19 protein-coding genes and 2 tRNA genes are annotated in these 23,549 nt (G+C 29.9%); 17 read left to right on the top strand and 4 right to left on the bottom strand.

From position 1 onward, the window contains the following. Both atpA and FZC36_RS00640 read right to left on the bottom strand, forming a co-directional pair. Positions 1 to 1,527, bottom strand: a complete 1,527-nt coding sequence (gene atpA / locus FZC36_RS00645; protein WP_148972069.1) for a F0F1 ATP synthase subunit alpha — start codon at positions 1,525 to 1,527, stop codon at positions 1 to 3. After that, a complete protein-coding gene (locus tag FZC36_RS00640; RefSeq protein ID WP_148972068.1) occupies positions 1,524 to 2,045 on the bottom strand; it encodes a F0F1 ATP synthase subunit delta in 522 nt (173 codons plus the stop codon). The genes atpA and FZC36_RS00640 overlap by 4 nt, the downstream gene beginning before the upstream one ends. Before the next feature lie 113 nt (positions 2,046 to 2,158). Between FZC36_RS00640 and FZC36_RS00635 the strand changes: the two genes are divergently transcribed. Next, positions 2,159 to 2,230 (top strand) — tRNA-Gly (locus tag FZC36_RS00635). Between the two features lie 296 nt (positions 2,231 to 2,526). Beyond that, complete coding sequence (locus FZC36_RS00630; RefSeq protein WP_148972067.1) at positions 2,527 to 3,198, top strand: hypothetical protein; 672 nt, start codon at positions 2,527 to 2,529, stop codon at positions 3,196 to 3,198. Positions 3,199 to 3,427: 229 nt separating this feature from the next. On the opposite strand, the gene FZC36_RS00625 is transcribed toward FZC36_RS00630, so the two are convergent. Further along, positions 3,428 to 4,438 carry an NAD(P)/FAD-dependent oxidoreductase gene (locus FZC36_RS00625; protein ID WP_148972066.1) on the bottom strand — a complete coding sequence of 337 codons (1,011 nt, stop codon included), beginning with the start codon at positions 4,436 to 4,438 and terminating at the stop codon, positions 3,428 to 3,430. A gap of 56 nt (positions 4,439 to 4,494) precedes the next feature. Here FZC36_RS00625 and prfB point away from each other — a divergent pair, with 56 nt between their 5' ends. From prfB to lipA, 13 genes are all read left to right on the top strand, one after another. After that, positions 4,495 to 5,745, top strand: a complete 1,251-nt coding sequence (prfB, locus tag FZC36_RS00620) for a peptide chain release factor 2 (protein ID WP_148972065.1) — start codon at positions 4,495 to 4,497, stop codon at positions 5,743 to 5,745. A gap of 71 nt (positions 5,746 to 5,816) precedes the next feature. Then, a complete protein-coding gene (locus FZC36_RS00615) occupies positions 5,817 to 8,072 on the top strand; it encodes a ComEC/Rec2 family competence protein (protein WP_187440123.1) in 2,256 nt (751 codons plus the stop codon). Beyond that, positions 8,069 to 8,440, top strand: a complete 372-nt coding sequence (locus FZC36_RS00610) for an HIT family protein (RefSeq protein WP_148972063.1) — start codon at positions 8,069 to 8,071, stop codon at positions 8,438 to 8,440. Before FZC36_RS00615 ends, FZC36_RS00610 begins: the two co-directional genes overlap by 4 nt. A 344-nt stretch (positions 8,441 to 8,784) precedes the next feature. Continuing rightward, positions 8,785 to 10,065 carry a hypothetical protein gene (locus FZC36_RS00605; protein ID WP_148972062.1) on the top strand — a complete coding sequence of 427 codons (1,281 nt, stop codon included), beginning with the start codon at positions 8,785 to 8,787 and terminating at the stop codon, positions 10,063 to 10,065. Positions 10,066 to 10,260: 195 nt separating this feature from the next. Next, positions 10,261 to 10,761 carry a hypothetical protein gene (locus FZC36_RS00600; protein WP_148972061.1) on the top strand — a complete coding sequence of 167 codons (501 nt, stop codon included), beginning with the start codon at positions 10,261 to 10,263 and terminating at the stop codon, positions 10,759 to 10,761. Positions 10,762 to 10,840: 79 nt separating this feature from the next. After that, complete coding sequence (locus tag FZC36_RS00595; RefSeq protein WP_148972060.1) at positions 10,841 to 12,100, top strand: tRNA (adenosine(37)-N6)-threonylcarbamoyltransferase complex transferase subunit TsaD; 1,260 nt, start codon at positions 10,841 to 10,843, stop codon at positions 12,098 to 12,100. Between the two features lie 122 nt (positions 12,101 to 12,222). Next, a complete protein-coding gene (locus FZC36_RS00590) occupies positions 12,223 to 14,184 on the top strand; it encodes a coiled-coil domain-containing protein (protein ID WP_148972059.1) in 1,962 nt (653 codons plus the stop codon). Between the two features lie 7 nt (positions 14,185 to 14,191). After that, entirely contained in the window at positions 14,192 to 15,190 is a 999-nt protein-coding gene (locus FZC36_RS00585) for a hypothetical protein (RefSeq protein WP_148972058.1), read from the top strand. A gap of 183 nt (positions 15,191 to 15,373) precedes the next feature. Then, a complete protein-coding gene (locus FZC36_RS00580) occupies positions 15,374 to 16,765 on the top strand; it encodes a coiled-coil domain-containing protein (protein WP_148972057.1) in 1,392 nt (463 codons plus the stop codon). A 19-nt stretch (positions 16,766 to 16,784) separates the two neighbouring features. Then, on the top strand, positions 16,785 to 18,068 hold the full coding sequence (locus tag FZC36_RS00575) for a hypothetical protein (RefSeq protein ID WP_148972056.1): 1,284 nt from the start codon (positions 16,785 to 16,787) through the stop codon (positions 18,066 to 18,068). 147 nt (positions 18,069 to 18,215) lie between these two features. Beyond that, the gene (locus FZC36_RS00570) at positions 18,216 to 19,607 is read left to right on the top strand and encodes a hypothetical protein (protein ID WP_148972055.1); all 1,392 of its coding nucleotides are present in this window, start codon (positions 18,216 to 18,218) and stop codon (positions 19,605 to 19,607) included. Between the two features lie 110 nt (positions 19,608 to 19,717). Further along, positions 19,718 to 20,419, top strand: coding sequence for a hypothetical protein (locus FZC36_RS00565; protein WP_148972054.1), 702 nt, complete (start codon positions 19,718 to 19,720; stop codon positions 20,417 to 20,419). Between the two features lie 115 nt (positions 20,420 to 20,534). Beyond that, entirely contained in the window at positions 20,535 to 21,473 is a 939-nt protein-coding gene (gene lipA, locus FZC36_RS00560) for a lipoyl synthase (protein ID WP_148972053.1), read from the top strand. Positions 21,474 to 21,533: 60 nt separating this feature from the next. Here the strand turns inward: lipA and FZC36_RS00555 are convergent. Then, positions 21,534 to 21,606, bottom strand: a tRNA-Glu gene (locus FZC36_RS00555). Positions 21,607 to 21,787: 181 nt separating this feature from the next. On the opposite strand from FZC36_RS00555, the gene FZC36_RS00550 reads away from it, so the two are divergent. Together FZC36_RS00550 and FZC36_RS00545 are read left to right on the top strand one after the other, a co-directional pair. After that, complete coding sequence (locus FZC36_RS00550) at positions 21,788 to 22,690, top strand: triose-phosphate isomerase (protein ID WP_187440122.1); 903 nt, start codon at positions 21,788 to 21,790, stop codon at positions 22,688 to 22,690. Next, the gene (locus tag FZC36_RS00545) at positions 22,687 to 23,409 is read left to right on the top strand and encodes a ComF family protein (protein ID WP_148972051.1); all 723 of its coding nucleotides are present in this window, start codon (positions 22,687 to 22,689) and stop codon (positions 23,407 to 23,409) included. The genes FZC36_RS00550 and FZC36_RS00545 overlap by 4 nt, the downstream gene beginning before the upstream one ends. Positions 23,410 to 23,549: the final 140 nt, after the last annotated feature.

Here is a 23,549-nt window from a genome sequence, read left to right as displayed (position 1 = left end):
CTAGAAATTCTCTCTAAAATAGGTTGCAAAATCTTTAATTTTCTTACTCATATCTTCTGTAATAACTTTATTTTCTTTTAGCTCAGAAACGACTTCAGGATGCTTAGACCAAAAAACTTCTAAAAACTTCTTTTCCATTTTTTTAATAGTTTTGTCATCATATTTATCAAAACACCCTAAATTACACCCAAAGATCACTATTATTTCCTCTTCAAATGTCAGAAGCTCATGCAAATCTTGTCTTAAGATTCTTGTTACAGCATCTCCTCTGTTTAATATTCTAGAGGTAGATTCATCAATATCAGTTAAGTACCTAGAAAATTCCTTTAACTCAGCATACTGAGATAGTTCTAATTTCATCATTCCAGCAACTTTTGTCATAGCTTTAGTTTGAGCTGAGCTTCCTACTCTGCTTACAGAAACTCCAGTATTAATTGCAGGTCTTTGCCCAGAAAGGAAAAGATTTTTATCCAAGAAAATCTGACCATCAGTTATAGAAATTACGTTTGTTGATATGTAAGAAGATATATTTCCAGCTAATGTTTCTATAATAGGCAATGCAGTAAGGGATCCTCCTCCATTTTCATCACTCATACAAGCAGCTCTTTCTAGCAAATTTGCATGGACGAAAAACACATCACCAGGATATGCTTCTCTGCCTGGAAACCTTCTAAGTAGCAATGACATTTGCCTGTGTGCTATCGCATGTTTAGACAAGTCATCATATACAATAAGTGAATTTTCACCATTATCTCTGTAGTACTCTCCTATTGAGCAACCTACATAAGGAGCTAAATACTGTAACATACCTGCATCCGCTGCAGAAGCAACTACAAATGTTGTATATTCCATAGCTCCCTGAGATTCAAGGTAAGAGACCATTTTAGCAACTTCAGACATTTTCTTTCCTATGCAAACATAAACGCAATAAATTGTATTTCCTTCTTCATGCCTTCTTTTTTGGTTCAGTATAGTGTCTATTGCTATAGAAGTTTTACCAGTGGTTCTATCTCCCAATATAAGCTCTCTCTGCCCTAATCCTATGGGTATCAATGTATCTATTGCTTTTATTCCTGTATACAAAGGTTCATTTACATTTTTTCTATCCATTATTCCAGGAGCTTCAGACATGACATTTCTATGAAATTCAGATTTTATTACACCTTTTCCATCCAATGGTTCTCCTAAAGCATTAACAACTCTACCCAAAAGTGCCTTTCCAACCATTGTGCTTATAGGCATTTCTTCAGATTTTAGTGTCATTCCAACTTTTACTTTGGGATCTGAATCCAACACAACACATTTTATATAATTCTCAAGTAGCTCTACTATCCAACCTTTTTGATTGTTGGAAAATTTTACCAAATCTCCGTACACTGCGTTATTCAGACCAGATACTATAGCTATTCCATCAGATATTTCTTCAACATATCCTATTTCTTCAGACTTTATATTTTCTGCTTCTTTCGAGTTTTTGATTTTAGATTCTATTTCTTCCACTAAAGATTCAATATTCAATTTATTCATACAATACTCCTTGAGCTTATTCCAGCACACTCATTCTTAGCTTCTCTTAAGCTATTTTCATTTTGCAATATTTTTTTAAGCTTACTAACACAAGAAAAATCAATTCTTTCATAATTATTCTCAATTATGAATCCACCTAAAATAGAAGGTTTTAAGTTTATTTTGAAGTTAATATCCTTAAATTCAGATAATAAAAAATCTTTCAGAATCTCATAACCTGAACTACTTGCAACAGAAAATTTGTATACTTTTTTTTCACGAGAATTCTTGCAAACCTTATAAAGATTGTTCAAAAAATCATTAAACTTTAACCAAGACAAATTGTTTTTTGCCAACATATAAAAATCATTAAATTCCTTTGAAAAAGATAAAGTGGTTTCCTCAGCGTTAGCTTTATACATCTTATGCCAAATGCTGGGTTTCTCTCTTCTAAGAAAGAAAATGATCTCTACATACTTTGCAAATTCATCTACACAACTTTTGTTTAAGTTTTTCAAAAAACCATAGTCAAATTTCATTAACACAAATTATATATATTGTATATTAATTAAACAACATCAAGTTCATCAAAATTCTAACCCAATCTAGAATATTTCTATTATAATTTTTATATGGTACAAATAATTATCAAGCGGGCGTAGCTCAGTGGTAGAGCACAACCTTGCCATGGTTGGGGTCGAGGGTTCGAATCCCTTCGCCCGCTTTTTAAACACATTTTCTCATAAAAACAATTTAAGTAACAAAAATCTAAAAAAAATTAGTTTTATTGCATTCAAAAAAAATCAAACCCTATAAACAAACATGAACACATATAAATCTTAACTTTCTAAATAAATACAAATCATTTTTAAGTAAGTATAAAATTTCAACTTATAAACATTTAAACAGTACTAAGAAAATATAATATTAATTAAGCTATTAACATATAATAAAATGATTATAACTTATATTCATGATTTACATTTGCATAAAGAAAAATAAAGGTATATATTGTCTATTGTGAATTTTACTATGCTCGTTAGCATTTTATTTTTATCATTTTTATCAGATATTAAAGCAAAGCCGACTAATAGTTTAAAGAAACAAGCCGGTTTTTCAGAAAAAGAATATAAGTTCATTTTCAATCCAAAAGGACATTTTCATTATTTAGCGACAAAAGATATGTTTATTAAATTCTATCTATTAAAATATGAAGACTTCAAAGATTCATTTGGATTACAAAACTTATATGAATTTCTATCAAGTAGCTTTGATAAAAGTGTTGCCTTTTTCGATTTTAGTAAACAAGAGAATATTAATCATTTAGCTGTCATAAAAGATGGAAACATTGTTGGATACTCTGCTTTTGTTGAGAAAATAAAACCTAGTAAAAAAGAAAAAGTTCCAAGCACATATTTATTCTTACTACAATTTGTATTTAGCAATGATTATGTAAAAGAAAGAATGTTCAAAGAAATAGCTATAAAATATGGTCATGCCAAAAAAATAGTTACATTTATTAGGCCTGTAATGAAGTCTTCATATAATTTTATAAAATCAAAGAAAATAGTCCCATTGTCAACCGAAGAAGCTAAGGAATTTAATTTAAGCAAAGACATGTATCAAAAATTAATATTCAAACCTAGGATCTTCAAACAACAACTGGAATCCAACAAAAAATCTTTATTCTAGTTTTTAAAAGTATATGATTTATCGAATATTACAATTGATAGAACATAACTTAATAAATTATACTACTTATTGAATCAATTAAACCATGCGTATTAAAGTAAAAGATATATGTACATATATATTCAAAACAAACTTGACTGATTTTGATTCATGTTCATACAAACAAATTCATATAAACAAATAATTCCTCTTTAATTAAATAGCTTCTATTCAGTTATTCAGCAGTAAATTAATCATTTCTATGCTTGTAAATAAATCCTGAGTCACTAAAAATAGTTTCTCTGATATTAAACGCACATAGAGCTGCTTCACTGAAACCGCAAACAATAAGGTTCGGTCTTCCTTTATAGTAACTTGCATCTCCTACAGCATATATTCCATCTACAGAAGTAGAACCATTCTTAGGGTCTATAACTATCTTGTGACACTCAGTTTCCAATCCATTTATGTTGTAAGGCAGATCATTTTTATTATCCAATCCAAAACAAGGAACAAGATAATCTATTTCTATTTCTTTTATTTCACCTGTTTCTCTGTTTTTTATAGAAACATAATCTATATCCTTAAAGTTATTTTTTTCCTTCAAATCAACCACTTCGCAAGGAGTGAATATTTTACATACATTTCTTTTTACCAAATTGTATACTGTCTCTACGGTGGACAAGTTCCTAGCAGTAAAATTTCTTCTATGAATAACATATATGTCAGATGTATATTTAGACAAAGCACATATCCAATCCATAGCTGAATCTCCGCCACCTATAACAGCAACTTTCTTTCCTCTGAATTGCTCTAAATTGTCTAGCTTATATATAACTTTCTCAAATTTATCTATATTTTCTACTTTAGGCTTCTTGTGCTTTAAAGAACCTCCTCCAGTTGATATAACTACTGCTTTAGATTTTATAACTTTGTCCCCTATTTTAGCGAAGAACTCATCACCTATTTTTTCTACTGATTTAACAGGACTGCTTAAAATAAATTCTTTGGAGTAATATTCTGCTTGATCTTTTAATCCTTTTATTAAATCTTTACCTAATACTTTACTGAATCCAGGAATATCATATATGTATTTTGCTGGATATACTGCTTTACATTGCCCACCAAGCTCTGCAAAAGAATCAACTAAAATGGAATCTAACTTTACTTGACCTAGCATAAACACGCTAAACAATCCTACTGGACCCCCTCCAATCACAAGTACATCTGTATAAATGGCATTAGGATAAGAATTACACATGAGTAATTTATACACTGATTTGACAGTTTTAACAAATGAATTCAGAATACAAGTAGATGAATATTCTTAATAATGAATTAGAAAATGACAAAGCTATTAAAAAAAACAATAACAAAAACTCTGACAAAGCAAAGAATATTAGCGACAATCAAAAGAATGTCAATGATTCTAACAAGAACAACACAAGCAAGAATAATACAAGCAATTCTGTACATTCAGAAAACATTAATGCAATTTTTAGTAAAATAGAAAAATATATCAACTTACTCCAAGATAATCTTAAAAAACTAGATTTAGAAAACAAATTACTAGAACTGAGCAAAGAAGTGGAAAATCCAAACTTATGGGATGATAAAGAAAAAGCACAGCAAATATTAAAAGAACATAGCCAGACAAATGAAATGGTAGGATCTATAAAACATTTCTCAGAACAGTATATAAATATAAAAGAAATGACACAAATTCCTGAGTTTATGGAAGATGCAGCAATAGAATCTAATGAACTTTTAGAACAGCTAAAGCCTTTTTATGTAAATTTGCTATTTTCAGAACAGGTAGACAAGTTAGATTGTTTTGTTTCTCTTAACTCAGGAGCAGGAGGAACAGAAGCACAAGATTGGACTGAAATGCTGATGAGAATGTATCTGAGATTTTTTGAAAAAAATAATTTCAAAGCAGAAATACTGCATGAACAAAAAGGTGAAGAAGCTGGAGTAAAATCTGCAGAAATAAAAGTATCATCTAATGAAAACTCCTTTCCATATGGATGGACGAAAGGAGAGTCAGGGGTACATAGGTTAGTCAGGATATCTCCATTTGACTCAAATAGCAGAAGACATACAAGCTTTGCTTCTGTATGGGTAACTCCAGTTATAAACCAAGAAATAAACATAGAAATAGAAGATAAAGATATAAGAATAGATACTTACAGAGCATCTGGAGCAGGAGGGCAGCACGTAAACAAAACTGACAGTGCAGTTCGTATAACACATATAGAAAGCGGAATAGTAGTGCAATGTCAAAACGACAGATCACAGCATAGAAACAAAGCAGAGGCAATGCAAATGCTAAAGTCTAAACTATATGCACATGAAAAAGAAAAAGCTGAGAAAGAAGCTTCAGAAAATTCAGCGAAGAAAAAAGATAATTCATGGGGTAGCCAAATCAGATCTTATGTTATGCATCCTTACAGAATGGTCAAAGATCTAAGGACAGGGCATGAATCTGGTCAAGTAGAAAAAATAATGGATGGAGATATAAAAGAGTTTTTGGTTAAATATCTAGAAAAAAGCAGCAAACTCAAATAAAAATGATTTTCAGAAGTTTTCTTGTGGGACAAATATTAGGGATATTAACCTATTTATCCAATAAAAACTTAATGATATCTATCGTCTCTCTTTTATTCTTTGGAATTATTTATGATATAGCAAAATGCATTCAATCTAAATTTAATAACAACCCTAAGCAAGTAAGTGACTTTAATACAAAAAATAAAATCCAATCCAATAACATATATTTATATACCAGAATTTCTTTATATTTAGGGTTCTCATTAGGATTTATTTCTATAATGATAAAAACCTTTTACATAGCTATGAATATGCCAGTAATAGAGAAAAGAGGAGCGGATTCTTACATAAAAGGCAATGTAATTTCAGTAGAAGGGTCAGAAAAATATACAAAAATACTTATTCAAGCAGAAACATTAAATAAATCTACTATTTCAAACAAAATAAGATTAGTGCTCAAAAATGAATCTGTAAATGAATCTACAAATAACCTTGAGAAGCATAATCTGTTAAATGAAAAGCTAGAAAACAAGTATTCGTACATAGAAAGCACATATAATGATATAGAAAATACTGACACTACAAAACACAACAAAAGACACTGTAATAATGATAGTTTTATAAATGTAGGTGATTTATTGAGCATAAAAGCAAGCATATATAATGTTCCTGCTCCATGTATAAAAGGAGGCATGGATTCTAGGTATTCAGAATTTTTTGAAAATGTATTCGCGCATGGAGAAGTTATATCTTACACAAAATTAGAGAGCAGAAAAGCAGAATCATTGAAAGAAAAAATAATATGCTTTTTGGAAAAATCTCTCAAAAATACACAAATAAATAAAAAGGATCAAAGTAGCGAAACTGAGAAACCTAACATATCTATTACATCAACACAAACATCTAAAGAATCAGAACCATGTAAAAACCCTTACAAACAAAGAATTTCAGATTCATCTGCTTTGATACTTGCTCTTGTTTTTGGAGATAGGTCATATCTAAGCAACGAAACAGTAGAAGCTTTTCAAAAAAGTGGAATCGCACATAGCATAGCAATTTCTGGATTACACATCGGATGTATATCTTTCTTGTTTTATATAATATTTAAGTCACTAATATGCTTGCTTTACCCAAAATTAGGTTTGTCATTTTCTATAATTTCTCTAAGTTCAGTTATTTCTGGGTTATTTACTTTGACATACCTAAAATTCATAAAGATTCAATTGTCTGTAATTAGAGCGTGTATAATGCTTATAGCACCATTAGCTGGGTATATATTAAACAGAAAAACTGATTCTTTTAGGAATATAGAAATTGCATGTCTTATAATTCTTGCAGTATGGCCAGAGTCTATCCTATATCCAGGATTTCAATTATCATTTTTTGCATCTCTATCATTAATATACCTAAACAAAGTTTCTAGTAAGAGCTCTATAATGAAAAGCTTAATGATAAACAGCAACCGAAAGACTATAAGTAACTTTCTAAAACGCATTATGAAATATGTAGCACTTTCTGTTATTTATTCATCTTTTGTTTCTTTCATAACCTTACCTTATGTTACTTATTGGTTCCAACAAATCACTTTACAGCCAATATTAGCTAATATAATTTGTGTTCCAATTGTTCTTATTACAGTATGTTTAGGGATTGTGCTTATGCTATTTATGCTCTTTAATATAAAGATTATTTTTTTAGCAAAATCTATTTTGTTTTTATCTAATTTAACAATAAATCTAGCGTTTTTCTTTAAAGATTTTTTGAACAATACAATACAAGTACATCAAATAAGTCACAATGTAATTATATTTTGGTCTATAGGTATTTTGTATATATTTTATATAAATACATCTCATGTTAATTCTGCTCATAGAGATTCTGGACCTACAATAGAAGTATCAAAGATTAATACCTTAAATACTAAAACATCGTTGCATACTATTTTTTCTAATACTGTTTTTTCTAAAATAACAAAATTATCTTTTACAATCACAAACTTCATTACAATAAATTCTTTTATGAATTCATTCTTAATATACTTAATATTCTTTCTTCCTTTTTGTATTTCTATAATAAAAAAACCTAGAAGAATGCTTATTATATCTTCAAAAAACTATGCTATTTATGAAAATGGTAAGTTATTTACTAAAGAAGAAAATTATCTCACGCACAGTTGGGCACGAACATTGGGCAGCAAAATGATTGTAACAAATCATGTAAATACATATCCATTAGAAATAAAAAGTAACAATTCTGTATATTATTTAGGAAGAGCCCTAGCATACAAAAAAACCTTCCCATGCTTAATATATTTGGATAAAATAGAAGTAGTTAGGTGGAGATGATGGCTTTATACGATAATAATAATCCTTTTGCAAAAATAATTAGGGGTGAAATTCCATGCGATATGCTTCTTGAAGGAACTTATTGTGTGATTTTTCATGATATAAACCCACAGGCAAAAGGGCATCTGTTGATAGTTCCCAAAGGATTTTACACAAATTTTGAAGATTTCTTAACTAATGCAGATGAGACAGAAATATTAGGATTTTTCAAAGAAGTAAAAGAATTCTTAAATAAGCAAAATATAAAAGATGGGTTTAGGATAATAACAAATCAAGGCAAAGATGCTGGACAAGAAATAGAACACCTGCATTTTCACTTACTGTACGGAGAAAGATTAGGGTCATTAAAAGAAAATCCAATAAGCTAAAACAAAATTATAAAAACTGCTAAACAAGAGAATTGAATAATATAAGAGTGTATAAATTCAATAAAAATACATACTTAAATTCAATATTCTCTTAATTCCATAAATAATTGTTGTTTTATTACAATTATTCCAACATAAAAATACTCTATATTACTCAAATAAGTTATATACAAAAACAATCAAAGAACATACTAAACAATGGAATTTGTCCAGAAATAGCCGCTCTGCGCACTTCACTCAACTTAAAACCACATAAGTACATAAAAGCACTTTATTTACAGAAAGTAAAGTCAAAAGATATTATAAAGAAATTATTGTAAACTTTACTTAAACTCTATTTACAAATGCAAAATAAAGGTATAGAAGAAAGCATGGACGGAAAGAAAATCATTTTTTTGATATTCGTAGCATCCTACAATATCAAATCCACGCTGGAAAATGACAAGAATTCTTGCATTAACTCAGCGACCTATAAAGAAACATTAGTAGATCAAAAGCAAGGTCCTTTGGCTTCAGTTTTATCAGTAGAAAATCTGGCTAAAATGGATGAACAAGCTACTCATTTGACAAGCTTATCATCAAAAAATAACCCCGATACTATAGAAAAAACAAGCAAAACATCTACTGAAGCATATACATCTACAGAATCTTCTCAGCACAATTCTTTAAGCTCTAATTCTGCAGACAGCTCAAAATCATCTACCAAATTAGAATCACAGTCTAAGGATGAAAAAGCATTGCATGATTCTTATGATTCTAAAAAAGATACAAAAGATAATGAAACTAAATCCAGAAGTGATTGTATGCTAAGTGATATCGAGAGTGTTTCTGAAACAAAAACTCCCGAAATCACCTCTGCTGAACCTACACGAACATCACAACAAGTTACAATATTTTCACAAGGAACAAGCTCAGACAGATCGCAAAACCAAGAAATAATTTTAGTCGGAGAGCATTTCTTAAAAGAACAATTATACACTTTAATGGAAAAAGAGAGAATGGTACTTGAGACACAAAAAAAAGTGTATGACATGTATGACAGCCTGTATGAGAAAATGAACAATGCAAGGAAAGAAGGAAAAGCTGAATTCAGAGAAGACATGAAAGATCTGAAAGAAGAGCATAAAAACGACAAAAAAGAGCTTAATGATGATCACAAAGTAAATATGGAAAACTTAAAAAATTCCCTTTCAGGTAGAATAAGAGATTTAGAAAATGATGTTAAAAAACTTGCTCTACAAATCACTAGCTTGCAAGATGATAAGCTAAAGCTTTCTATTGATTTAGCTAGGTACAAAACAAAATATGATGACTTTTCTGATAAAAAAGAAGAAGAAACTTCCCTATTAGAAAAAATCAAAAAAGAAAGAGATACACTACTTTTAGAAGGAAAAGATAAGGAAAATTCAATTACAAGAATGAAGTTAGAAATGGAGATTTTTGGAGAAAAAATGAAAAATCAGCTAGAAAAGAAAAATGAACAGATTGACAAACTAAAAATTGAAGAGATGGACTTAAGTAGAAAAGCTTTTAATCTAGACCAGAGAGCAAGCGTGCTAGGAAATCCAATAGGAAGCTTTTTCAACACTGTAACATTAGGACTTGTAGGAGCAGTCATGAATTGATTGATATAACAAAATATATACAAAATAGATAAGAGAGATTTGATATCCATAACTTGAACCCCTTTTCTTTCAAGTAAAATTTCTGGAACAATACCAGCAAATTACTTAACACTTATCAAGTTTGAGCACTGACCAAATCTTGATCATTCACATAACCTTAACACTTCATTTATAAATCTTTTATAAAATAAATAAATGAAATTTCTATCTTGTTTGTTATGTTGCTTCTCTGGAGATGTTTTGCAAAATTCTCCCAAAGAGCAGGATTCAGACTATATTGTTAATTACATTGTAAATGACAAAGTGTTTTTTTCTTCAAGATATGATTCTGACACTGCAAGGTCAAATATTCCTCTAAAAGAAATTAAAAAATCTGACTCATCTACACAGACAGATTCTGCAGCTGAAATCAACAAAACTTCTCAGAGCTTGATAAACACATTAATACAAGAAGTAAGCCTATTAAAGGCAAGAAACACATCTATTATTACAAGCGCAATGCACATAGAGCAAGATAGAGATATTCTGAAGCTGGAAAGAAATAAGATAGAACGCGCATGCAGAACTCTCTACAAAGCAAATGCTAAATTGAGCGGTCAAATTGATCATTTAGTTTCAGAAAGAATACTCTTAATGCAAGAATTAGAAGTATATGTAGAAGATAAACCTAAAACAAAAGAAGAGTCAGATGACTAAAGCTAGAAAAAGTAAAATAAAAATCTAGCAAGCATTATTTGCCTAAAATTACTTTCACAAAAGAGAAAATTGTTTCATTATGCAAAACGATATAGAATTTAGTGTGTATAATAAATTCTACTTAGGAATAGAAACTAGCTGTGATGATACAACAGTAGCAATATTTAACAATGAAAAATGCATATGCAATAAAACCATAACACATGATTACTCCGATTTTGGCGGAGTAATACCAGAATATGCATCAAGAGATCATATGACTAAATTACCAGGAATGGTTAGAGAATGTTTGAAAGAATCAAATATAAAACCTAATGATCTACACTGCATAGGAGCTACAGTAGGGCCTGGTCTTTTAGGAAGCCTTACTGTTGGAGTAACCTTTGCCAAAACTTTAGCTTGGTCCTTAAATATACCTTTTGTTTCTGTGAACCACTTGGAAGCTCATTTGCTAGTAGCGAAATGGAAGCATGCTTATAATTCAATAAATGTACAAAATGAACATATAAATTCAAACAAACAATCAGCAGGAAAAACTCTAAATAATAATAATAATTTACAAAATGGCTCAGATAATAACTTCTCTAAAAATGAAAGCATCTCCTTCACAGGATTGGACTTTCCTTATGGAGTAATATTGGCATCTGGAGGGCATACACTGCTAGCTATAGCAACTGATCTAGGAAAATATTCAGTATTAGGAACATCATTAGATGATGCTGTGGGAGAAATACTGGATAAATTTGGCAGAAAGATAGGACTAAAGAACCCAGCTGGCAAACATATAGAGCAACTAGCCTTGCAAAGCGAATTTAGCAAAAATCCAAATTCATTTAGCCTTAAGAATCCAAATTTCAACCTTCCAGTGCCCCTGAAAAATGATAAAAGTTGTAATTTTTCATTCTCAGGATTAAAAACTGCTGTAATAAGAAAATGGGAATCAAGCGACAAGTCAGAAAAGTACAAACAGAATCTATGTTATGCACTTCAATATGCTATATCTGAATCTTTAATAGAGAGACTACGCAATGCATTGGGAAGTAAATTTCATAACAACAAAGAACAAGAAATAAATAACTCAAACAACACATCAGAAAACTGTAAAATAAAAAATTGGGTTTTTGTAGGAGGTGTCGCCTCTAACATGTTTATAAAGAACAAATTACGTGATTTTGCAGAAAAAAATGGGAAAAAAATATTCGTACCAAAACCTGAGTTTTGTAGCGATAATGCAGCTATGGTGACTTATGCTACCTATCTATATGATCAAAAAAATATGCATTCAGGCTATAAAACTGAAGCTAAAGCTAGCTATAGCTTAGAAGATATTTCAGTATAAATATATTATAAATTTTGCTAAAAAATATGTAAAATTTTACAAAACAGCCAATTCCAAGATTAACACTTTATTTTTTAGTTTTAAATTCTTGAAATGATATTTTTTGTAAGTTAAATGTAGTCATGCAAAAGAAGTTTTTAATTCTTTCTATATTATGCAGTAGTATTTACGCATCTATAGAAGCAGACATAGAGACAAACTCTATACAGTCAGAACATGACTCTAGCACTTCATGCGAATTGAGATCTGAATCTGAGAAAATAGAGCAAGTACCTGAAAATGGACCAACATCCTCTAGATCAAGCACTTCAACAGATTTGTATACAGAAACGCAAGCTAGTCAAACTAGGTCACAGCTAAGCAGAGCTGGATCAGCAATACTTTCTGTTGCTTCATCCACTGCTCATAAAGTTGGATCTGCAGCATATAGCACAGCTAGCACTTTTGTCACAATGTCAGAGACTAGTGATGTAGGCAATCGTGCAGAAATACCTGTAGAACCTGAAGCCCCTACAGCAAGTTTAGGAAATGCAAGAGAGTTAGTTTTAGCTCCTAATGCAAATAGATCAAGCGTAAAATCTGTATCTAGTAGTTCAGTAAAAAGTGGATCTGTTTCATCTTCAGTGCAGGATAATATCGCCCAACTACAAATGCAGATGCAACAGATGCAAATGCAAATGCAAATGCAGCAAGCAAACTTAACAGAACGAACAAAGTCCAGTAGAAGATCCGGAACATCTGTTGCTTCTTCTCGTACAGGCATAGCATTACCTCAGATGGATTGGGATGCACTGTCTCATAAGTCTTCTTTGTCCCGCATCTCACAAAGATCTATGGAAGCACTTTATTCTTCTAAAAGAATAAGATGCTGGTTAGAACGATGCAACAATCCTGAAGAAACAGAGCTTGTCACAGAAATAATTCAATTTTCAAACAAAAGATTTGGCAAAAAAGACAGATATATAGAATCATTAAAACAATTTATTGCAGGCCAACAAATAGCAATAAATGCAAATTCTGAAGCAACTGTTAAATTAGCTGATATGGCTGCTAAATCACAAGAAAATGCATCTAAAGCTCAAGAAGAAGAGAGAAAAAGAGCTGCAGAATTATCAGAAGAAAAAACCAGCAGACTAATAGACAAAGAGAATCTTATGGCAGAAAAAAAGAAACTTGCAGATGCTAGAGAAGATCTTGCTGATAAAAATGCAAATCTGAAATACTCAACTGAAGCAAGAGCAAAAGCAGAGTCTGATATAGAAAAATTAGAAAGAAGTATAAACTCTAAAGAATCTGAGCTTGAAGCTGTAAAATCTGCAAAGCATTCAATGGAATTAGATCTCACAAAAGAATCTACAGCAAATGAATGTAATACAAGAAATATGAATGAGAAAAACTCTTATCTTCAGAAATTACTAGAAGAAGCAAATAGCACAATAGCAAGCCTATCCAAAGATAAAGAATCTGCAGATGAAACAATTCTAAAAACAGTTACTAAATTATCTGGCCTTGAGTCTAAATGTATGTCACAGGAATCTGAAATAGATATGCTAAAAGCTGAATTAAATGAATATAAAGCAAAAAACACAAAGCTAGAAGCAGAGGTTGCAAAAATACCAAGCATTGCACCTGCACTAAAAGAAGAAAATAAAACATTGAAATCTAGATTATTGGAAATACAAAAGAAATTAACAAATAAAAAAGAAAAAGTATCTCTATATGATAAATTACTGGAAACAGCTGAAAATTCACAGCCAAGTTATGCATTCCAAAAGGTTAAAGAAATATATGAAAACTCAAGTTATTCTAAAAAAGATTGTGTTGCATCTAAGTTCATACGTTCTTTTAATCTAAATCTTGATAAAAAGGGAGAGATTAATAAGTCAATATATAGATCTGTAACTCTAATGTTGGTATGTAAGTCTTTAGATCAATGCACAGGAGAAAATATAGTTGGGCATATCCTATTTTTGAAAGAAATATTTGGCAGCTCACAAGATATTCTGTTTAAAGCAAACGCAAAGCCTGGGGAGAAATTTACCACTGCAGATTTATCTCAAGTTGCAGGATTAATTAGGAATTAAAAAATAAATGAGAAAAATCAGGAAATACATCACATTAATTTCTATCTGCAGCTCATTAAGTGCAATGCCAAGTGGGAATGGGAGTATACCAAGCATGAGCAGTTCACCTAATTCCTTGGCATCTGTACAAATGAAATCTGAGCTTACTGCCCAAAATTTATCTAAGCTGCATAATGAGTTGTTTGAATTAACCAGAAACTGGGATTTAGACTCTACTTCTACAAACCTTACCTCTGATGCATTACAAAAAGATTTACAAAATGCATTAAATCACCAAAAAGAAAGCTCAGATCTATTAGCACAAAATGTAAATGATTTATCTAAGTTACAAAAGCTTGAAAATGAAAATCATAAATTAAATATGGAAAATACTGATCTAAAAACTGAGAATGATTTATTACATATAAAACTAAAAAATGCTCAAGAGAAAGTTAAGTATCTGGAAGAAGAAAATAGTGTAAAAACTAGGGAGCTAAAAGAAAGATATAACAGCTTGGAAAGGTCTCTTTCTACCTCAACTAAAAGACATGAAACAAAAGACCTTTCAATAGCAGAAATGAGAGAAAAACTAGAAAAACAAACCTCTCTAAAAGAACTGCACGAAATTAAGGCTGAATCATTACAAGCTGAACTAAATATATTAGAATCAAAATATAATCAGCAAAGTTCTGAAGCTAGAAAAAATGACGAACTGCTTAAATTTGAACTAAAAATTGCAAACTCTGAAGCTTATGTTAATAAAACAGCTTGTGAATTATATAAAGTTTCTCTATCTGATCTTAGTAACATTTCCATAGATTTATTTATGGAATATTTAAAAGAAAAATCACTAGATAGTAAGATAGATAATGATAAAGAAAAAACCATTAAAAGTTTTCTAAAACTAATCAAAGAATCAAAAACTTATGACAAATTAATAAACAGTTTTAATCTTTTTAAAGTTAAGCAATTGATGGCTGAAAATCCTTCTGCAGTTAAATTGTTTTCATCACAAAACATAAAATGAAGCAGAGTCTTAATTACGAAAATGCTTGCAGAATCAGTTAATCAACATTAGCAAAATGAAACTTGAAAACGGATTTTTTATAGATTGAAAATGAGTAATCGTTTTATTTTTGTTTATTTTGTGCTGTAATTTTAACAAACTTAATTTTGTTAAAGCTGTTAGGTTGATTAAAGGTAAGAATAAATGAATGTAAAGAAATACATAACTCTGTTAGCACTATGTAATATGATAAATGCTATGCCAGGCGAAATCCATAGCATGGAATCAGGTGACCTGTCTAGCTCTGAAAAATATGAAACAATGACCGCTGTATCAGTGTCATCTACAGGAACTATGATGAGTTCTGCGCATATAAATATAAATGCCTGGCTTGATAAAATAGAAACTGAAAAAGATAAGCATATTTGTATGGAAATCGCACAAATTGCGAAATGTAAATTACAAAATATGCACTGCAAACTTACAATGACTAGACAACTTCTTGAAACTCAACAACAAGCAGTTTTAAATCTATCTGATATGAATCGAGACCTAAGAAGCTCAAATAAAGCATTAAATGATACGGTATCCGAATCACTTAAAAAAGAAAGAGAGTCTTACGCAGAATTATCAAAAGAAAAAGATAAAAGGTTTAATGAAAAAGAAATTTCAAACCAAGAACTACTTTCTGAAAAAGAAAAGCTTGCATTTGCTATAAAAGAACTTGCTGATAAAAGAGCTAGATTAGAATGTTCAGGTGTAGCAATAGAAAAAGCAGAATCTAGTCTAGAGAAATTAGAGAAAAATTTAAATTCTAAGGAATTAGAGCTTGAGTCTGTAAAATCTGAAAAGCAAGAAGCAGTATTAAGTTTAGTAAAAGAATCTACATCAAAAGAGTGTAATGAAAAGCATAATACAGAAAGAATTTTACATCTCAATAAACTTTTAGAAGAAGCAAAATGTACAATAAAAAACTTACAAGAAGATTCTGAAAAATCACATAATAAATCTTTGAGTCAAGCAATGGAAATTTCAAGCTTAAAAGAAGTTGTTCAAAATTTAAAATCAGCAGAGTCATCTAAAGACACTGAAATTGAAAAACTTAGAGAAAAAGTAAATGCGCTAGAAAGCAAGCTAGAGAATGCTTTGGAATTCAAAGTCGAAAATGCAAAACTAGAATCTGAAATAAAAAATAGTGATAGAAGTATGCGCAGAAAAGATGAAGATTTAAATGGCGCTTTAGATCAGTTATCTTTTTATAGAGCAATACTAAAAGAAGCTTCAAGGCCAGATGCTGCTCTAGTAGGGGATAAAGTTGCAAGTATTTTTAAAGAATCTAGTTGTTCAGTAAAGAAAGAGCTAGCAACTGAATTTATAGATGCTTTCGACTTAAAACTTGACACTAAAGACAAAGAGTCAGCATGGAATAAGCTCCTTTCTATAATGATTATTTCTATTAAATTAAACGAAGCTATGGGAAATAACATAGTTGGAAAACAGCTTTATCTAAAAGAAGTTCTAAATGCTAATACAGGAATTACTTTTATTGCAAATAAGAAACCTGATCAACGCCTTCACATAAAAAACTTTATATAAAATGCAAAGGATCAAAAACATGAAAAAAACAATATATATATTTACCTTGATAATGCTGTGCAATGGGTTGCATGCAATGTTTGGTGGAAGTGAATTCGAAAAGTTATCAGATACAAATGAATTTGAAAAACTATCAATTCCTAAAGTATCGAAAGCTGCTGAAGCATCACCAGTTCCTGATCTACCAACAAAAACCTCACCAATGCTTACTGCTGCGAAATTAAAACAGTTGAATTCATGTGGTTTAGATGAGCTGAGTGGAATGAATATGTTAGATGAAATAGATTTAGATTTAGTAGATTGGGACTTAGAGTCAGCATCAACAAACCCTATGTACGCAGAATTACAGCAAGAATTACAAAAAATCATAAAAGAGCAAGAGGAAAATAATACTCTTCTCTCTAAATTACAGGACTCTGAAAACAAAGTATGTGAACTAGATATCAAGAATTGTAAATTACAAAGTGAAAATACATCCTTGAAAAATCAGCTGGAAGTTTTCAAAAGACAATATGAGGAACTAAAGGAAGCAAACAAAGAAAAGTCTACAGAATTAAAGCAAGGATATAGTTCTTTAGAAAAAGCTTTATATATTTCCTCACAAAGACATGAACAAAAAGACCTATCTACTGAAGAAATGAAACAAAACCTCAAAAGCTTAACTGAACAAAACAAATCCAGAGAAATTGAAGTAGAAAAACTAAAAATAGAATTAAAGAGTCTTACAGAAAGATACAACCAAAGAACATCTGAGCATGATGAAACTTTACAGAGTTTATCTAGGAATCATGACAGAGAAATTAAAATGCTTAAATTTAATTCATTCCAAGATGCACTAAAACTCAAACAAAAAGAGGCAGAGTATTCAGCATATAAAACAAAAACACAATCTGAAGCAGAAAGTCATTCAGAGAGAATGAGATATATGGAAATAAAACTTGAAGGCCTAATAAAAAGGTTTATATATAGATATGTATCCTTATCAAATCAATATAAATCACTTTCCTCAGAAAATAAAAAACATAGAAAAAGCCTGTTCATTTTGCTAGAAAGTCTCTATTCCATGAAATGGCAGACTTATGAATGTAGAAATGAAAGGCTTATGTACTTTGAATCTCTCATAGATGAATGTATTCGTAAGTTCTCAGGATTAACTAAAAGAAATAAATTTGAAAAATTACAAGATAAGAAAAACACACAACAACTAGAATCTAAAGAAATTTTTGAAGAGTTTATTAAGAATTACAAAGAGATTACAGGGCATGGATTGGGATTAATTACTCGTTCTTGTAAATTCAAATAAGATATCTTGTACACTTATCACCCCCTCCAGGTCTGCTGTATACATATTTTCACATACTGTCGAACAAAACATCAGTGTTATTTAACTATCCTATCTAACTTAAAATGATGTATATTTACTAAACTTCGATTTAAAAGGAGATGAAAAATGAATATTTTTAAGAAAATCATTTCTATTCTAATGTTATATAATGGATTTTATATAAAGGGTGGGAACAGTTTATCAGAATCAAACCCAGGCTCTGCAACCCCAATTTGTATAGAAGATATTCTAGAAGATATGTTTCTAAAAAATGATAATCAAACAAATATTGATAGCACAACATCGAGTGAAAATGAAACACAAACTCAGAGATTGAATGCAGAAAATTTAGCACAACTAGAATTAGCAGATCCAAGTGTAAGAGATGGAGAGGAAGGAGAAGCAATAAATTTAAATGGAATAAATTTTGCTAACTGGGATTTAGCCTCTGAATCTACAAACTTAACCTTCGCAACATCACAACAAGACTTACGAAGAAAAATAGAACAAGTAAGTGCAGATTTAGAACTAGCAAAGAAAAATAGAGATCTTGTAATACAAAATGGAAATCTTACAGAGCAAGGTATGTCACTTGCAAAACAACAAGTCAAATTATCTACGCAAAACTTAAGTCTTTTAAGCGAACAGCAGAATCTCGTTAATGAAAAACACAAATTAAGTCTTGAAAATATTAATCTTAAAAGTGAGAAAACTGTATTAGAAAAAAAGCTAGAAATTGCTGAGCAAAAACTAAAAGTACTAGAAATATCAAGTATTGGAAAAACTAAGGAACTAAAACTAAGATATGAAGCTCTGGAAAAAGCTCTTGAAGTTTCTAAACTAAGAAATGAACAAAAAGACTTATCTATAGAATTAAGTAAGAAGCAAATCGAAGAATTAACTAAACTTAACCAATCTTATGAAAAAGATAAAATACGCTTAACAGAGCTAAACAAAACACAAGAAGATCTAACGAAATCAGAAAAAGAGTGCTCTGCATTATCCTCAAAACAGCTTAAATTACAAATAGATATTCTAGAAAAGCAGCACAAAAGCTCCGAAGAATCGCTTAGACTTTCCCAAAAAAGTAATGAAAAAAAAGATCTGGAAATAGAGTCAATGAAAGATAGGATTGCTAATCTAGTAAAAATAAGAACAGTTAATGGCACAGAAATAGAAGCACTTAATGGCACGACAAAAGAATTAAGAGAAAAATTAATATATGCATTAAATATATTAGGGCCAGAAGGTGCTTTGTACATGAAAAAATTTTCAATATTCAGAATTCTATGCAATGATCAAGAGCAGGCTAGAATTATAGTTATCCATAAATCCGGTGAAAGTAGAAATGTATTAATATCAGGAAAAACAGAGAATTATACAATGGTTTTTGAAAGACAAGATGGAAAAATAAAAACACACTATGAAAAAATGTGCCTACAAGAAGATAATATACATTATTCAAAATTAGCCTATTTAGCTCAAAGATTTGTAATTATCTCACTAAAAGAGAATTAATATTAAAAGCTAACAATCAATATTTAGAAATATAGCGCATCCCTACTTTTATTAAAGCTTTATTCACAATCACTATTGCCAAAATTGAAGTAAATCTTTATCATCTTGAAATGAAAATATTATTTAATATTACGTTTGCTCAAAATCAGATCTTAAAATATATCCGAAATTCAAGAAAATCATTAAGCTTTCTATTCTTAGCTTTTTCATTTTATATGCCAGTTTATTCAACACAAAATATAAACTACTCTGAAGTACGCGAACTATACACAGAATATACAAATATTCCTGATGAAGTTATGGCATCAATATATGTACCACACCTCTTACCACAAGAGATAATCTTCCCAGATCTTCTTGATACTTATCACCTTGTTGCATATGGACTATTTTGTGACAGAAAAACAAAACCTATTAAGATAGATATATATGAAAATCGCAAAGAATGCATACATCCTGATAATAAAACTCTAATAAAAATACTTGATAGCGTTAAAAAAGATTTAGAAATTAGAAAGTCTGCAGAGAATTCACAGATTCAAACACCAACACAACCAAGACTTGCTCCTAAAGCACTTGATATAAAAAATATACCTAAAAAAAAGCACAAAACATCTCAAAAAGACAGCCAAAAAATTCCTACTTTAATGCCTAGAACACAATTTTCTAATGGAAAAACTAATAATGAATCTAGGAAAACAGCAGTAAATGAAAAAGCTAATAAGGGAGCGGGGCAAAAAAGCTTAGCGAAATCTGACAATATACCTGAAGGATCTAGATTATTAATTTATAGAAAAATAAATTCAAAGTAATCATACAAACTAATAAGTTATAATAATATTTTATAATATAGCCTATAGAAACTTACTATATATTTTAAATCAATATGCACTTATGAACAAACTTTTTCCATGGTAAAATTCTCCAGTGATTTCTCATATAAAAATAACAGATCCAAATGAAGAAACTAAATCAAATCAAGATAATCAATTAAGTAAAAGATATAAACCTAGAATCAAAATTACTCAAATGAGCGCTGAACTTCAAGAAATGCTGCGTACTAAAAAACTGCACACAGTATGCGAAGAAGCTGCTTGTCCTAACATACTTGAATGTTGGTCTAAAAAACATGCTGCAATACTAGCAATGGGAAATGTATGTACAAGAGCTTGTGCTTTTTGCAATATCGCAACCGGAAGACCTCTAAAATTAGACCCTGAAGAGCCTGAAAATATAGCAAATACAGTTTTCAATATGAAACTAAAACATATAGTTGTAACTTCAGTAACAAGAGATGATTTGCCAGATGGTGGTGCAAATCACTACAAGAAAATAATACATGCTATTAGAGCAAAGAACCCAGAAACTACTGTAGAAATTCTTGTGCCAGATTTTTTAAGAAAAAAAGGTGCCTTAGAAATTGTAATGCAAGCTAAACCAGATGTTTTTAATCACAACTTAGAAACTGTACCTAGCCTTTATCCAACAGTAAGAATCGGAGCTAATTACTATAATTCACTCAGACTACTTGATGAAGCCAAAAAATTAGATCCAAATACATTTACTAAATCAGGAATAATGTTAGGTTTGGGTGAAACTATGTCAGAAGTAATACAGTTAATGGATGATCTTCGTGCAGCAAATGTAGATTTTATGACTATAGGTCAATATCTACAACCCAGCCCTAAACACCATGTAGTTAAAGAATATATATCTGAAGAAATTTTTAAAGAATATAAAAGCATTGCTTTACAAAAGGGATTTTTAGTAGTTTCATCTTCTCCATTAACTAGATCTTCTTATCATGCTGATGAAGATTTTGAAAAACTTAGAAAAATCAGAGAAATAGAAAATTCCACAAAATAAATCTATCACTAAAATTGCAAAAAAAATGAAAATTCAAAAAATGAGATTTTAAATTAAAAGCACTCCTAACGGGATTCGAACCCGTGCTACCACCGTGAAAGGGTGGCGTCCTAGGCCTCTAGACGATAGGAGCACATGATCATTCTAGCAAAAATCGAAAAATAATCAATATATGAAACTTTAATAAATATAGAAGAAATAAAAAAGCTCATTTTAAAATTACATAATTAATTTAACTTTGCTGATTATAAAAACATATTACAAACATACAATTCAAATTGTAATTATGTTCATATTTATATAAAATACACTTAGTGTTTTTTGTTATATCAAACTGGAAAGGGTTTTTAAGACCCAACTTCGAACAAGATCTAAATGTTTTTTTAAAGCAAAATAAAATAGACAATATAACTAATATATTTGCTGTGCCTTTTGTTTCATTAAATATGCTAAATGAAGTTTTTTCATATCATAAAAAATCAATCTATACATACTCTGAGCAGAAAAATAATCCAACAGCAGAAGATTCAAATATTTTTCTATCTGCACAAAATTCAAATTATGTAGGTAAGAATTCTACTGGTAATATATCATCCTCAATGCTAAAAGATCTATGTACACATATCTTGTGTGGACATTCAGAAACTAGATCTGAAAAATATTCTTTATCAGAGCATGCTATAGATATTATTACAAATAACTTAATTCCAATCATATTTGTAGAAAATCATTTAGAGTTGTATAAATTAATAGAAAATAAGAGTTTTATCAAATCATTAAGTGATAAACAAATAAATAAACTAACTGTAATTTTGGAGCCAAAACATTACATAGGCAAAGCAAGTGCAGCACCAATTCATGAATTAGAAGAAGATTTCAAACAAATAAAGAACTTATTAAAAGAAAGAAATATAGAAGGAAAAGTATGTTATGGAGGATCTTTAAACAAAGAAAATATATGGCCTTATGTAGATTTGTTTGATGGAATTTGTTTTGGTAGATTTAGCTTAAGTACAGATTTCTTTCCTACAATTTATGAAATAAGCTCATATTTAAAAAATAACAAATATCAGAATTCTAACAAGAGCTTAGATTCAAATACATATAAAAACAAACAAGATTTACTTAATGATAACTCTTTGACAAAAGAAAATCATAATACAGCTAAAAATTTAACAAATAATAAATCACAGAATACAGAAGCAAGAGATAAATGATTAACTTAAAGAGTATAGTGGATATAATAAACCCAAAATATTGTTACTCTTGCTCTAATGAAGTACAGGAAGATGGATTATGTAATAGTTGCTGGAAAGAAATTACATTCATACACAATCCCTCTTGCATAAGGTGCTCTAATCCATTTCCACACGAAATATCAGAGTTTGCATTATGTGCAAGCTGCATAAATAAAGAATTCAACTTAGATAAAATAAAATCAGCCATGAAGTACGATAGCTTTAGTAAAAAAATAATCATGTTATATAAAAATCACAACGCAACTTATATGGCAAAATTCTTTGCAAAGATTCTAGTTTCATGCGGAAAGCCGTTATTAGACAGGACAGACATAATAGTAACAGTTCCAATTCATTTCTGGAAAATGGTTTGGAGGGGGTACAATCAAACTTCATTAATAGCAAAACATGTATCTGATATATCCAACAAAACTTTTCTTAAAACTGGAATATTAAAAACTAAATTCACCCAAAGTCAAAGCAATTACAATCAACTTCAAAGACAGAAGAATATAAAAGATACATTTGAAGTAAATGGCATACATAAACAAGAAATAAAAGGTAAAAATATACTAATAATAGATGATATGATAACAACTGGAGCAACTATGGAAGAGTGTGCTAGGATTCTGAAACTCTCTGGTGCTAAAAAAATTTTTGGACTCACAATAGCTAAATCTGTACACAAATCTATGTAAGTGATAATAATTTAAATATAAATCATTAAAGAAGAGTCAAGTTATAATAATTTCGTAAATACAAAACTAAAAAATAAGGTTCATAAATAAATAATATAGAAAATTATGTTTTGCAAATCCAAACAACCCATAACTATTTA

Origin of the sequence: Candidatus Nesciobacter abundans (assembly GCF_008189525.1) — a bacterium.
GTDB classification, from domain to species: domain Bacteria; phylum Pseudomonadota; class Alphaproteobacteria; order CAJXXZ01; family 1604HC; genus Nesciobacter; species Nesciobacter abundans.
This window is presented reverse-complemented; position numbering and strand designations above follow the sequence as displayed.